14 protein-coding genes are annotated in these 13,488 nt (G+C 60.3%); 7 read left to right on the top strand and 7 right to left on the bottom strand.

The window, feature by feature from the left end:
- Positions 1-6: 6 nt before the first annotated feature.
- The 3 genes from AB1495_RS04920 (at position 7) to AB1495_RS04910 (ending at position 2,788) form a co-directional block, all read left to right on the top strand.
- Positions 7-756 carry an SDR family oxidoreductase gene (locus tag AB1495_RS04920; RefSeq protein ID WP_005850387.1) on the top strand — a complete coding sequence of 250 codons (750 nt, stop codon included), beginning with the start codon at positions 7-9 and terminating at the stop codon, positions 754-756.
- Positions 753-1,388, top strand: coding sequence for an enoyl-CoA hydratase/isomerase family protein (locus AB1495_RS04915; protein ID WP_074636418.1), 636 nt, complete (start codon positions 753-755; stop codon positions 1,386-1,388). The genes AB1495_RS04920 and AB1495_RS04915 overlap by 4 nt, the downstream gene beginning before the upstream one ends.
- A gap of 197 nt (positions 1,389-1,585) precedes the next feature.
- Complete coding sequence (locus tag AB1495_RS04910; RefSeq protein ID WP_074636416.1) at positions 1,586-2,788, top strand: TIGR03862 family flavoprotein; 1,203 nt, start codon at positions 1,586-1,588, stop codon at positions 2,786-2,788.
- On the opposite strand, the gene AB1495_RS04905 is transcribed toward AB1495_RS04910, so the two are convergent.
- The 5 genes from AB1495_RS04905 to AB1495_RS04885 form a co-directional block, all read right to left on the bottom strand.
- Positions 2,785-3,375, bottom strand: a complete 591-nt coding sequence (locus AB1495_RS04905; protein WP_074636415.1) for a glutathione S-transferase family protein — start codon at positions 3,373-3,375, stop codon at positions 2,785-2,787. The genes AB1495_RS04910 and AB1495_RS04905 overlap by 4 nt on opposite strands.
- A gap of 30 nt (positions 3,376-3,405) precedes the next feature.
- Positions 3,406-4,404, bottom strand: coding sequence for a DNA polymerase III subunit delta (gene holA / locus AB1495_RS04900; RefSeq protein ID WP_074636414.1), 999 nt, complete (start codon positions 4,402-4,404; stop codon positions 3,406-3,408).
- Entirely contained in the window at positions 4,401-4,886 is a 486-nt protein-coding gene (gene lptE, locus AB1495_RS04895) for an LPS assembly lipoprotein LptE (RefSeq protein WP_009825516.1), read from the bottom strand. Before lptE ends, holA begins: the two co-directional genes overlap by 4 nt.
- A complete protein-coding gene (gene leuS, locus AB1495_RS04890; protein WP_074636412.1) occupies positions 4,873-7,419 on the bottom strand; it encodes a leucine--tRNA ligase in 2,547 nt (848 codons plus the stop codon). Before leuS ends, lptE begins: the two co-directional genes overlap by 14 nt.
- 85 nt (positions 7,420-7,504) lie before the next feature.
- The gene (locus tag AB1495_RS04885; protein ID WP_005850370.1) at positions 7,505-8,002 is read right to left on the bottom strand and encodes a DUF3576 domain-containing protein; all 498 of its coding nucleotides are present in this window, start codon (positions 8,000-8,002) and stop codon (positions 7,505-7,507) included.
- A gap of 289 nt (positions 8,003-8,291) precedes the next feature.
- Here AB1495_RS04885 and AB1495_RS04880 point away from each other — a divergent pair, with 289 nt between their 5' ends.
- Both AB1495_RS04880 and AB1495_RS04875 read left to right on the top strand, forming a co-directional pair.
- Positions 8,292-9,272 carry a porin gene (locus AB1495_RS04880; RefSeq protein ID WP_074636410.1) on the top strand — a complete coding sequence of 327 codons (981 nt, stop codon included), beginning with the start codon at positions 8,292-8,294 and terminating at the stop codon, positions 9,270-9,272.
- Between the two features lie 103 nt (positions 9,273-9,375).
- Positions 9,376-10,029, top strand: a complete 654-nt coding sequence (locus AB1495_RS04875; RefSeq protein WP_074636408.1) for a YggS family pyridoxal phosphate-dependent enzyme — start codon at positions 9,376-9,378, stop codon at positions 10,027-10,029.
- Here AB1495_RS04875 and AB1495_RS04870 read toward each other — a convergent pair.
- A complete protein-coding gene (locus AB1495_RS04870) occupies positions 10,026-10,517 on the bottom strand; it encodes a L,D-transpeptidase (RefSeq protein WP_005850364.1) in 492 nt (163 codons plus the stop codon). The genes AB1495_RS04875 and AB1495_RS04870 overlap by 4 nt on opposite strands.
- Entirely contained in the window at positions 10,514-11,602 is a 1,089-nt protein-coding gene (ribA, locus tag AB1495_RS04865) for a GTP cyclohydrolase II (protein WP_074636407.1), read from the bottom strand. Before ribA ends, AB1495_RS04870 begins: the two co-directional genes overlap by 4 nt.
- Before the next feature lie 165 nt (positions 11,603-11,767).
- Between ribA and AB1495_RS04860 the strand changes: the two genes are divergently transcribed.
- On the top strand, positions 11,768-12,454 hold the full coding sequence (locus tag AB1495_RS04860; protein ID WP_005850360.1) for a response regulator transcription factor: 687 nt from the start codon (positions 11,768-11,770) through the stop codon (positions 12,452-12,454).
- A 243-nt stretch (positions 12,455-12,697) separates the two neighbouring features.
- Positions 12,698-13,486 carry an exodeoxyribonuclease III gene (locus AB1495_RS04855; protein ID WP_009825509.1) on the top strand — a complete coding sequence of 263 codons (789 nt, stop codon included), beginning with the start codon at positions 12,698-12,700 and terminating at the stop codon, positions 13,484-13,486.
- Positions 13,487-13,488: the final 2 nt, after the last annotated feature.

The following is a 13,488-nucleotide window of genomic DNA, read 5'->3' as shown; positions in this document are numbered from 1 at the left end:
TATACGATGGATATGACAGGTAAAACCGTGATGATCACCGGTGCCAGCCGCGGGATCGGGGCCGAAGCGGCACGGGTTTTTGCAGACGCAGGGGCGAATGTCGTGCTGATGGCGCGGTCTCAGGACGCGATTGCCGATCTGGCGGGCGAAATTGGCAAGCAAGCCATCGCGATCCCCTGCAACGTGGCCCGTTTCGGTGAGATGTCCTCGGCGGTGGAAACGGTGCTGGGGGCCTTTGGCGGCGTCGATGTGCTGATCAACAACGCCGGTGTGATCGAACCGATCTCGCATCTTTCCGCGTCGGACCCTGACGAATGGTCGCAGGTCATCGATATCAACCTCAAGGGCGTCTACAACGGCATGCGCGCTGTCTTGCCCGTGATGAAAGACGCAGGCGGCGGGTCGATCCTGACCATCAGCTCGGGTGCCGCGCATCACGCCATCGAAGCCTGGAGCCACTATTGCGCGTCCAAAGCGGCGGTGAACATGATGGGCCGGTCGATCCACCTAGAGGAAGCCGCGAACGGGATCCGCGCCATCGGCCTGTCGCCGGGCACGGTCGCAACCCAGATGCAGCGCGAGATCAAGGCAAGCGGCATCAACCCCGTCAGCGAACTGGCATGGGAAGATCACATTCCCGCCGATTGGCCCGCGCGGGCCCTGTTGTGGATGTGCAGCGCCGAGGCCGACACATACTGTGGCGAGGAAATCTCGCTGCGCGACGAGGGCATCCGCAAAGCGATTGGTCTGGTATGATCGATTTCGACCGCGAAGGCCCTGTCTGGGTCGCGACGATCAACCGGCCGGACAAGGCGAATTCTCTCACCCACGAGATGCTGGTCGCCCTGGCCGAGTTCATGGAAGACGCCCAAGCCGCCCGCGCGGTGATCCTGACGGGTACTGGCAAAGTGTTCAGCGCCGGTGCCGATCTGGACGAGGCGCGCGCCGGGCTCGCTGTCTCTGACATATGGGAGAGGCTGTCGGGCGCGATTGCCGCGCTCCCGGGGCTGAGCATCTGCGCGCTGAACGGGACGCTGGCGGGGGGCGCTATGGGGATGGCGCTGGCCTGCGATCTGCGGATCTGCGTGCCCGGGGCCAGATTTTTCTATCCGGTGATGAAACTGGGGTTCTTGCCGCAACCCAGCGACCCCGCACGTATGGCAGCCTTGATCGGCCCTGCGCGCAGCAAGCTTATTCTGATGGGCGGGCAGAAGATCACCGCCGAAGAGGCACTAACGTTCGGCTTGGTCGATCGTATCGTGCCAGCCGAGGAGCTTATGCAAAGCGCACGCGATATCGTCGCCGATACCGTTGCCGCCACGCCCGAAATTGCCACTGGAATCAAAGCGATGTGCGCCCCGCCCGAAACCCCTGCCGAGATGCCCTAGGTCAGGCCGTTAGATGAACGGGACAAAGGGCACGCCGCAGCTTGCCAGCAGTGTAAGGCCCGAGATGATTAAAATGATGCGCATGTTCTGCCCTTTTATTGGAATAAGCACGACCCTCGTGCATTTGGTTTAAGGTCAAGTTAATGGTGCCGCTGTAACTCACAGCTATATCCTTAACCCGAATGGAAGAGCACGTCATGACATCAGAAAATTTGCCCGCCCGCCGCGGGGTTGTCATCGGCGCGGGGCCTGCAGGGCTGATGGCGGCCGAAATGATGGCCGCGGCAGGCATGGCGGTGACGGTCTGCGATCACAAGCCATCCGTCGGGCGCAAGCTGTTGATGGCGGGTAAATCGGGGCTGAATATCACCAAGGCCGAAGAACACGCCAAATTCCTGAACGCTTTTTCGACGGCGAAAGGAACGCTTGAACCCATTCTTAACAGTTTCGATGCTACGGCGGTGCAGGAATGGGCCAAGGGATTGGGGCAAACCCTATTCACCGGCTCTACCGGGCGGGTTTTCCCGACCGTGATGAAGGCGTCGCCGCTGCTGCGTGCGTGGCTGGCGCGGCTGGCCGATGCAGGTGTTGCGGTGAATACCCGCTGGCGTTGGACCGGATGGGAAGACGGCGCGCCGGTGTTCGATACGCCAGACGGCATGAAAGGCTTGCCGGCCGATGTCACTGTGCTGGCCATGGGCGGGGCAAGCTGGTCGCGCTTGGGGTCCACCGGTGCCTGGGCTTTGCCGCTGCGCGACGCGGGCGTCGATATCGCGCCTTTTGCGCCTGCCAATGCAGGAATCGCGATGAACTGGTCGGCGCATATGGAGGCGCATTTCGGCGCGGCGCTGAAAGGGATCGGCTTGAAATCAGGCACCTACCGATCGCGGGGGGAGGCGGTGATTTCCGCCCGCGGATTGGAAGGCGGCGGGATCTATACCGTGTCGCGCGGGCTGCGTGAGGGGCATCCGCTGATGCTGGACCTGCTGCCGGATCACTCTCGCGAGGCGCTGGTCGAAAAGCTGGCTAAGCCACGTGGCAAGATGAGCGTGGCAAACTATCTGCGCAAAACGCTCAAACTGGACGTGGCCAAGATTGCGCTGCTTCAGGAAATGGCGCGCCCCTTGCCGGCGAACGCGACTGACTTGGCGAGGTTGCTGAAAGCGCTGCCGGTGAAACACGCAGGGCTGCGCCCGCTGGACGAGGCGATTTCCACCGCAGGCGGGGTAAAGCTTGATGCGCTGGATGACGGGTTGATGCTACACGCCCGCCCCGGCGTTTTCGTTGCAGGCGAAATGCTGGATTGGGAGGGCCCGACGGGCGGGTATCTGATCTCGGCCTGCCTTGCGACAGGCCGATGGGCCGGCCAACACGCTGCCGCTTGGGCGCAGCGGGATTAACCTTCGCGGGTGGCGGCGGCCTTGAACGCGGGGCGGTCACGCATGGACTTGGCCCAATTTCCCAGCTTGTCATCCACCCGCGCAAATCCCGCGCCGATGGACCAGTTGATGCAATGGGTCGCCAGCAAATCCGGTATGGTGACCTCCTCCCCCATCAGGAACGGCCCGTCCAACCTGTCTGAAAGGATCGCAGCGGAGCGGGCGAATTCGGCTTTCAGGCTATCCTTGATCTCGGGGACGCGCTGTTCCTGCGGGAAAACAAAGCTGTGTTTCGCCGCAGCCCAAAGGATCGCATCCATTTCGTCGATCAGCCAGAAGGTCAACGCATCCTGATGCGCACGGGCCGCGGTGCCAGCGGGGGCGGTCAGCGCGCCATGCTTGTCCGCCAGATACTGCATGATCGCGACAGAATCGGTCAGCACGTCGTCGCCGTCCACAAGTGCGGGAATTTTGCCGGACGGGTTGTATTGCTTGGCCTCGTCCGAACGCGGCGCACAGGGCAGGTGATTGTAGGGCTGGCCCAACTCCTCGAGCATCCACATCACCCGCATCGCCCGCGTTTTGGTTGCCCCGATTACCTTATACATCGATATTCCCTCCCAAGAATTAACCTGAAATTAGCGTTGTGCCCCCAGCATGGCGAGGCGGATAAAGGCGCGTTCGACCAGCGCCATCGTCGGCGCGTGTTGGCCTGCTGACCGAAGCGTCAGGTCGGTGTCTGTCAGCACGGTCAATGCGGTTTCCAGTTTGGCCGCGCCCCAGTTTTTGGCCTGACGCATGGCGCGATCGCGGTCGCGCACGCCCCAGATCTGGCCGCCCGGATTGCTCGCGATGCGGTAAAGCGTGCGAAAATGACGTGTCGCCATGATGATCAGCGTCACGGCGTTCACCCCTTGGGCCTGCAGCTTGGCCATCACGGGGCCGATGTCGCCCGCGCGCGCCTCTGCTACGACATGCAGGATGTCGTCGACCTCTGCCTCTGTCGAGGTGGGGGCGCAGTTGACCACATCCTCTGCCGTGAGGGGGCCTGCGTCGCCGATCTTATAAAGCGTGATTTTATCGACCATTTGACGAAAATCGCCCGGATCAAGCACCCGCGCCAATTCACTAAGCGCCCCCATCGCATCCGCCTCGGGGCTGAGCTTTGCTTCGGCAAGCACGCGTTCAATCTCTGCCCGGTCGGGCGGATTGTCGTAGATTGGGGTGGCGAAAGCGTTCTTATGTGCCTCGAACGCCTTGAGCACCTTGGAGGTTTTTTTCAGATCCCCCGCCGACACGACGATCTGGGCGTCGCCCGGCTGCCAGTCGGCCAGTGCATCGGTTAGGATTTTGGCGATATTGTCGTTGGCGTCTTCCACAAAAGCCGCGCGCGGCCCCGGAAAGAAACCCACGGCCTTGATCGCGTCCAGCAACATAGGCGCATCCCGCCGCAGGTCAGCGGCCTGAATACGGGTCAGGCGCATTTCTTCTTCGGCATTAGGGCCCAGCAGGTTTTTCAGGAAAGTCTGTCGTTTCAACGCGACACGCATCGCATCGCCGCCATAGATCAGCAGCCCGGTCTTCGTCGGATCGGGCTTGGCGAAATAGGCATTCGCGTCGCGCGGGGGCAGCTTCATGGGGTCAGATCGGCCGCGTAAAGGCGGGTGACCAGCTGGTCGGCCAACATGACCATCAAGCGTTTTTGGGCATCACGTTCTGCCGCGAGCGTTGCAACAGTCGACCCGGTCGCGGAATAGCCGGTAAAGTTTTCGACATTTCCTGACACCTCGATCTGACCACTGCTGAGGTTGCGCAGGGCGAAATCGACCTTGCCGACCAGATTATACCGTGTGGTGTTGTCTTCGCTGTCGATCGCCAACCCCTCTTCCGAGGTATCGACGGTCAGGGCCAAAGCATAACGCGGGCTGGCGGCGCGGCCCAACCGCGTCTCGATCTCGCGAACGAGCGTGTAGGAATAGGCATCATTCGGCGCGTCGACCTGCACCGCGTTTTGCAGCGCCGTGCCAGTGCCGCCGGGGCCGTAAACGGGTTGAAACCCGCAGGCCGCCAGGACCAGCAGTGGCAATGCGATAAGAAAACGGCGGTTAAGCAACGACATTGACGATCCGTCCGGGCACAACGATGACCTTTTTAGGCGTGGCCCCATCAAGGGTACGAATGACAGCTTCGTGGCTCAGCGCGATCTTTTCAACCTCTTCCTTCGGCATATCGGCAGGTACCTGAATTTCCGCGCGGCGTTTGCCATTGATCTGGATCGGCAAGGTCACCGTATCGTCGACCAGCATCGCTTCGTCTGCTTGCGGCCAGGTCGAGGTGGTGATCAACCCGTCGCCGCCTTGCGCGGTCCAGATTTCCTCTGCCAGGTGGGGGGTCATCGGGGCCATCAACTGGGCCAGCGTCATGATCGCTTCGCGCTGTGCGGCTTTGCCCGCCTTGGATTTCTGCAACGTCGCGGTAAAGGCATAAAGCTTGGCAATCGCGGCGTTGAAGCCAAAGGATTCCACACCCATCGTGACATCGTGGATCGTCTTGTGCATCGCGCGCAGCAGATCGTCGTCGCCGGTGCCTGCGGCGCTGTCGTCCATCTCGGCGATGCGGCTGCTGATGTTCCACACGCGGTTTAGGTGCTTATACGCCGCCTCTGCCCCGGATGCGGTCCATTCGACATCGCGTTCGGGGGGCGAATCGGACAGAACGAACCAGCGGGCGGTATCCGCCCCGTAGTTCGCGATGATCCCCAGCGGGTCGACCACGTTTTTCTTCGACTTCGACATCTTGGCCGAAGGGATGATTTCAACCTCTGTCCCATCGGCGAGTTTACCGTCGGTCACATCTTCGGGCAGGTGATAGACGGGGCGGTCATTTGCGTCGCGGGTCTGGTAGATCTCATGCGTTACCATGCCTTGCGTGAACAGCGCGTTAAACGGCTCAATCGCCTTTTCGGGCAGGTGGCCGGTGATCTGCATCGCGCGGGCGAAGAAGCGCGAATACAGCAGGTGCAGAATCGCGTGTTCGATGCCACCGATATATTGGTCCACATTCATCCAGTATTCCGCATCCGCCATATTGGTCGGCGTGTCAGCGCGTGGCGCGGTAAAGCGGGCGAAATACCAAGAGGAATCGACGAATGTGTCCATCGTATCGGTTTCGCGTTTCGCGGGCGCACCGCAAGACGGGCAGGCGCAGTCGCGCCATGTGGGGTGTCGGTCCAACGGATTGCCAGGCGTGTCAAAGCTGACGTCATAGGGCAGCTCGATCGGCAGGTTCTCTTTCTTTTCGGGCACCACGCCGCAGGTGTCGCAATGCACGACCGGGATCGGGCAGCCCCAGTAGCGTTGCCGGGACAGGCCCCAATCGCGCAGGCGGTATTTGGTCACGCCTTGGCCCACGCCCTGCGCTTCGCAGGCGTCGATGGCCGCAATGATCGCCTCTTCGCCAGTTTGCCATTTCTCGCCGGCAAAGCCGCCGTTGTAATACACTTTTTCGGATTTCGCCGGCACGAAGGGCGCGGCGAGCTTCGGGTCTGCGTCCTCGGACGGCAAGAAGGTCGACGTAATCGGCAGCCCGTATTTGGTGGCGAATTCAAAGTCCCGCGCATCGTGGGCGGGGCAGCCAAAGATCGCCCCTGTGCCATAATCCATCAGGATGAAGTTCGCGATATAGATGGGCAGTTCCCAAGCGGTATCGAAGGGGTGGCGCACACGCAGGCCGGTATCCATCCCCAGCTTTTCGGCAGTCTCGATCGCTTCTTCGGTCGTGCCGCCCTTGCGACATTCGGCACAGAACTCCGCAATCTCGGGCGAGTCTTTCTCAAGCAGTTTGGCCAGCGGGTGATCGGGCGAAATGCCGACAAAGCTTGCGCCAAGCAGGGTGTCGGGGCGCGTGGTGTAGACTTCAATCCGGTCGAACCCTTCCGGCGCGTCGATGGTCGAGAACGCGAATTGCAGCCCGCGCGACTTGCCGATCCAGTTGGCCTGCATCAGTTTGACCTTCGCGGGCCAGTTATCAAGCGTGTCCAACGCATCAAGCAGCTCTTCCGAGTGGTCGGAGATTTTGAAGAACCATTGCGTCAGCTCGCGCCGTTCCACCAGCGCGCCAGAGCGCCAGCCGCGCCCTGCCTCGACCTGTTCGTTGGCCAGAACGGTCATATCGACCGGATCCCAGTTCACGATGGCGTTCTTGCGATAGACCAGCCCTTCCGACAGGAAATCGAGGAACAGCGCCTGCTGCTGGCCGTAATATTCGGGGTCGCAGGTGGCGAATTCGCGGGACCAGTCGATCGACAACCCCAGCGGTTTCATCTGGTCGCGCATGTCGGCGATGTTGCCATAGGTCCAGTCTTTGGGGTGACCGCCAATAGCCATCGCGGCATTTTCCGCGGGCATCCCGAAGGCATCCCAGCCCATCGGGTGCAGCACGTTATGCCCCGTCGCGATCTTGTAGCGCGCGATCACGTCGCCCATCGTATAGTTCCGCACGTGCCCCATGTGGATGCGCCCCGACGGATAGGGAAACATCTCGAGCACGTAATACTTCGGCTTGTCGGCGTTGCGTACCGCTTGGAACACATCGTTTTTTTCCCAGGCGGCTTGCCAGCGGGCTTCGATTTCGGCGGGGGAGTAGGAGGGCATCTTGGCGGACCTTATCAACGAAAAACGCCGGGCGAGCGACTAGCGCGTGGCCCGGCGTGATAATGGGGAATAGACGGGTGCGGGCTTAGAATTTGGCGTCGGCAATGCGCATTTCACGCGCACGGCTCAGGATCGCGTCTTCGACCGCGCGAGAGGTTGCTTTGCTGACCGTGCGGCCGCCACGGGTTTGCAGCGCGATGTTCAGCGACCGTGCATCAAGCGCGGGATCATCAATCAGGACCGTCGCGCGATAGGACTGGCTGCCCCCCGGGGGGGTGCCATAGCCGGTCACGATCACGCCGGTATAGGGGTCGATGGATTGCACGGGCAGAAAGTTGAGAACTTCGAGCGACGCGGACCACAGGTATTTGTTGACCGACACGCTGGTGTCATTGTCTTTGCGGTTGAAGATCGCCCAAATGGTGTTGTCTGGGTTCGTCTCGACATAGTTGGGGTTCGTCGGAGACAGCCCGAGGTTCGGGTCGTTGTCGTTGGGCGGGCCGAAGTTCAGGCCACCGCATGCGCCAAGCGCTGAGACCACCACGAGGGCTAGTGTAGATTTGAATACCGAACTGCGCACCATCTCGACCGTCCTTTGCCTGTTTGGGCACAGGTCTATCCAAGCGGGGTTCGGTGGGCAAGCGCAATGTCAGTGTATACTAGAGTACAGGGCACCTGTGCCTCTGCGTTCTTGGCCCGTCCGTGCATTCTGCGGGTGTGCGCAACTGTGACATAGCTGCATCACAGTTTTTTCCAATGATGCCAAGGCTTCCGCGATCCTTGCCAAAACTAGGGCAAACGCTGAAAACACCTCTCATACCTTTACCGGATTCCCCGGTATGGGCATATGAATTCAAACCGAGGGATAACTCATGAAAAAAGTTCTCTTCGCTACAACAGCTCTGGTTGCGACCGCTGGCGTTGCAGCTGCAGACGTTACATTCGGCGGCTACGGCCGTTTTGGTGTTCTTTACCAAGAAAACGCATCGGGTAACGATGAAACCAACGTAACAAGCCGTTTCCGTCTGCAGATCGACGCGACTGCTGAGTCCGACATGGGCGTTACATTCGGTGCACGTGCACGTATCCAGCAGAACAACTCCGATGATTCCTCGTTGTCCAACAACGACGGCCCTGACGGTGTTGCCGGCACAGCTGACGACTTTGCGCAGCTGTCCGGTCCTGCCGGCACAGGTATCAACGGCGTACGCTTCTTCGCGCGCACCGGTGGTTTCGAAGTTGGTGTTGGTAACATCTACGGCGCGCTGGAATCCATGCCTGGCATGTACGAAATCGACCTGGGTCTGACCGGTCTGTCGTATGAGTACACAGCATACAACTTCCGCGGCGACGCGTACTCCTCCGGTGGTAACGGCGCGGCCGGTTCCAACGGTGTTGAAGCTCTGTACTCCATGGGCGACCTGAAAGTACACATCTCTGCTTCCGACACAAATGACCGTGTTGCAGGCTACGTTGCGTACACATTCAACGGCTTCACATTTGCAGCTGCTGCTCAGGACTCCAACGCTGCAGGCGATACCGACTACGCTCTGTCCGTGGTTGGTAACGTTGGCCCAGCCAAAGTTTCCTTGGCTTATGCTGACAACGGTGACGACAACGGCATCACCGGTACCGGCGGTAACGGCGACCACTATGCCCTGACCGCGTCCTTCGACATCGGCGCAGCGACCAACCTCGACGTTTACGTTGCAGACGCTGACTACTTCGCTGAAACTTCCTACGGTATCGGCGCTCACCACGATCTGGGCGGCGGCGTCTCCCTGCGTGGCGGTATCATCAGCCGCGGCAACGACACAATCCGTGCCGACATGGGTGTTCGTTTTACTTTCTAAGTTGAACGATACAGTCTAAAAGAGGGGCAGGCCGTTGGTCTGCCCCTTTTCTTTTGCGCCAAGCTGTTGTTCTGTGCGCCCTCAACAACAAGGGCCGACTGACATGAGCTTGCACGACATCACATCCCGCATCGCCAAAGCCGAAACCGACGCAGGCCGCGCGCCGGGCAGCGTTGAGCTGATCGCCGTGAGCAAGGTGCAGCCGGACGCGCGCGTTGCGGCGGTGCTGTCGGAAGGTCACCGCTGTTTCGGCGAGAACCGCGTGCAGGAGGCCGAAGGCAAATGGCCCGCTTTCCGGCAGGAGTTTGACGGCGTAAAGCTGCATCTGATCGGCCCGCTGCAAAGCAATAAGGCACGTAGCGCGTTCGAATTATTCGACGTCATCCATACGCTAGATCGCCCCAAACTGGCGCAAACCTTTGCGCGGCTGGCGCAGGAATTGGGGCGCTGTCCTGATATGTTCGTGCAGGTCAATACCGGCGAAGAGGATCAGAAGGCCGGTGTTCTTCCAGCGGATGCCGATGATTTTATCGAGGAATGTCTGTCGCTTGATCTGCCCGTGCGCGGGCTGATGTGCATCCCGCCGGTCGATGAAGAAGCGGCACTGCATTTCGCGCTGCTGGCCAAGATTGCTGCGCGCAACGGGTTGCGGGATTTGTCGATGGGGATGAGCCGCGATTTTGAAAAGGCCATCGCGCTTGGGGCGACCCATGTGCGCGTCGGCTCCGCTATCTTCGGGGAACGTACCGCAGGCTAGACGATCAACCTGCTGTGGCGGGTCAGCCGCACGGCGATCTGGTGCAGATGCGCGCGTGAAAAGGCGACGCAGCCTTCAGTGGGATAGCCCGGACGGCGCTGCTGGTGGATAAAGATCGCCGACCCGCGCCCTGCAACGGCATCGGGCCAGTTCCAATCTGTCAGGATCACCAGATCGTATAGGGGGTCGGCACGGCGCAGAACCTCGTGGCTGTGCGGGTAGGGGGCCTGCACAAGGCTGTTGTAGTCCCCCTGCGTCCCATCATCAGACCAAAGATCACGGGGGCCGATCGGCATCGCCCATGGCACAGGAGCGGGAATACGGTCGGGACGGTAGAGCATACCGACAATGCGGTGAATGCCCGCGGGCGTCGCCTTGTCGCCCTCGCGTTTATTGCGGGTGATACCGGTTTTGCCGATGGTGCAGGGGTAAAGCTGCCCCTGAAACCGGACGCCCCGCGGCGTGAGGACCAGATCGTCGGGTGTCACAGAAGGTGCCCGGATTTGGCGGCTTTTGTGGCAAGGTAGGCGTGGTTGTGGCTGTTCTCGCCGACCTTGAGAGGGACGCGCTCTGCGACTTTGACGCCGCTTGCCTCCATCATCTCGACCTTGCGGGGGTTGTTGGTCAGCAGGCGCACCGACGAAAACCCCATTGATGTCAGGATGTCCGATCCCAATCGAAAATCCCGTTCATCGTCTTCAAAGCCCAGACGGTGGTTCGCCTCGACCGTGTCAAAGCCTTGATCCTGAAGGGAATAGGCGCGCATTTTGTTGGTCAGCCCGATGCCGCGCCCCTCTTGGTTGAGATACAGCAACACGCCGTGCCCTTCCTTGCCCATCTGGGTCAGCGCGGCATGCAGCTGCGGCCCGCAGTCGCATTTCAGACTACCCATGATATCGCCGGTAAAGCAGGCCGAATGCAGCCGCGCGAGCACGGGTTTGCTGCGGTCGGGTCGGCCGATTTCGATGGCGTAATGTTCCTCCCCGCCGTCGTCGGGGCGGAAGATATGCAGACGTCCGGCCTCTGACACCTCCATCGGGAGGCGCGCATTGACCACCGGATGCAAGGGGCTGCGCGCGGCAAGGATCGGTTGTGCCGCGCTCAGGTTGATCATCGTCAGGCCGTTTTGCTGGGCGAACTGACCTGCATCCGCAAGGTCGAGTATCACAGCAGCGGGCAGCAGGCGCGCTGACTTGATCAGATCAATCGCCAAGCCGTGCGGCGTCGCATCGCCCCCACGTGCGCAGGCCAGCGGACCTTTCAGGGGGCTACGTAGATCGTCCGCCGGATCCGCGATGGATTTCACCCATCGCAACGTGGCGTCCCGGGGCAGGAGGACACGCGCAAAGCTGCCATCGTAGGCGCGCGCTTTCAGGGTTTCGGCGCGCCGGGCGCTGATCGCCAACACCGGTTCGCCGCCCATGGCCAGCAGGCCGGTCAACCGCGCGGGTGTCAGTGTTTCGGCAGCCATAACCAGAACCGGCCGCGATCCCGCCAGTACAATGGGAACGCCCAAACGCAGGTCCGCACGGGCGCGTGCCAGTTGCTCGGTTATATCGGGCCCAAAAACCATGATTTGAAATCTTTCATGTTATGTTGTCACATTTACTACTGCAGAAACCGGCGGATTGAAACATTGCGCGACAATTTCGCACGGTCGTGTGATCAAACACCTGCTACTCTTGCACGCACGGCTTTGTGAACACATCTAAAGTAAAGTTGTAGAGGATGAGTTGATATGGCCCAGCTAAAGAAAATCTTGCTCGTAGATGATGACGACGACCTGCGCGACGCGCTGAGCGAGCAATTATTGCTGACCGAAGACTTTGATGTATTCGAAGCAGGCAATGGCGCAGACGCCAAAACCCGCGCCGCCGAAGCCTTGTATGATCTGGTCATTCTGGATGTTGGACTGCCGGACATCGACGGGCGTGACCTGTGTCGCGACCTGCGTACCCAGGGCGTGAAAAGCCCGATTTTGATGCTGACGGGGCATGACAGTGACGCGGATACGATCATGGGTCTTGATGCGGGCGCGAATGATTACGTCACCAAACCGTTCAAATTCCCCGTTCTCTTGGCGCGCATCCGAGCACAGCTGCGCCAGCACGAACAATCCGAAGAAGCGATTTTCCAGCTTGGGCCATATACGTTCAAGCCGTCGGCCAAGTTGCTGATCACCGAAGACGACAAGAAAATCAGGCTGACCGAGAAAGAGACCAATATCCTCAAGTTCCTATACCGTGCTGCCGCGGGTGTTGTGCCGCGCGATACGCTTTTGCACGAGGTCTGGGGCTACAACGCTGGTGTCACGACTCACACGCTGGAAACGCACATCTACCGGCTGCGCCAGAAGATCGAGCCTGATCCTTCGAACGCAAGAATTTTGTTAACTGAATCAGGTGGATACAGAATTATTTCATAATTGTGGAACCCAAGCGGGTGCCGCTGGTTATTCCTGCGAGAGACGGGGTTTTCATGACCCGTCGATCGGTTTGAACCCGAAGTTTGTATCCGGGAAATGATACATACCTCCCTGTTGGACTAGGCCGGGCCTTTGTGCCCGGTCTTTTTTTGTCCGCAGCCCGGAAGTGCCGGTAATTCGGCATGGTGGACGCTGCGTATTTCGCGGTAGGGTGCGCGCGATCTGACCCAAGGGAGCTGCCTCATGCCTTTCACGCTGGCCACATGGAATATCAACTCTGTCCGGTTGCGCGAACCGATTGTGCTCAAGCTGCTGGCTGAACATGGGCCGGATGTGCTGTGTTTGCAGGAATGCAAAAGCCCGGTCGACAAAATCCCCACCGCGGCCTTCATCGAAGCGGGCTACACCCATATGGTGGCGCGAGGGCAAAAAGGATACAATGGTGTGGCAATCCTGTCGCGCTTGCCCTTGGTGGATGCCGGTGATCAGGACTTTGCGACGCTGGGCCACGCGCGCCATGTTGCGGCAAAGCTCGAAAACGGGGTGACGGTGCATAACTTCTATGTGCCCGCTGGCGGCGACGTGCCCGACCGCGAGGTGAACGAGAAGTTTGGCCAGAAGCTCGATTATCTGGCGGACATGCGCGACTGGTTCCACGGCGACAAACCCGAGAAATCCATTCTGGTGGGCGACCTGAACATCGCACCGCGCGAGGATGACGTCTGGGATCACAAGAAGCTGCTCAAGGTGGTAAGCCACACACCGATAGAGGTTGAAAAGCTGGCCGAGACGCAGGACGCCGGTGGTTTTGTTGACGTAACGCGGCAGGATATCCCGCAAGGCAACCTGTACAGCTGGTGGTCCTACCGCGCCAAGGATTGGGATGCGGCAGACAAGGGCCGCCGGTTGGATCACGTCTGGGCAACGCCCGATATCTCGGGCGCGGCACATTCCAGCCGCGTGTTGCGCGACGCCCGTGGTTGGGAGAAGCCCAGCGACCACGCCCCGGTCTTTGCGACATTCGACCTTTGAAA

Source organism: Sulfitobacter pontiacus (genome assembly GCF_040790665.1).
GTDB lineage: Bacteria > Pseudomonadota > Alphaproteobacteria > Rhodobacterales > Rhodobacteraceae > Sulfitobacter > Sulfitobacter pontiacus.
This window is presented reverse-complemented; position numbering and strand designations above follow the sequence as displayed.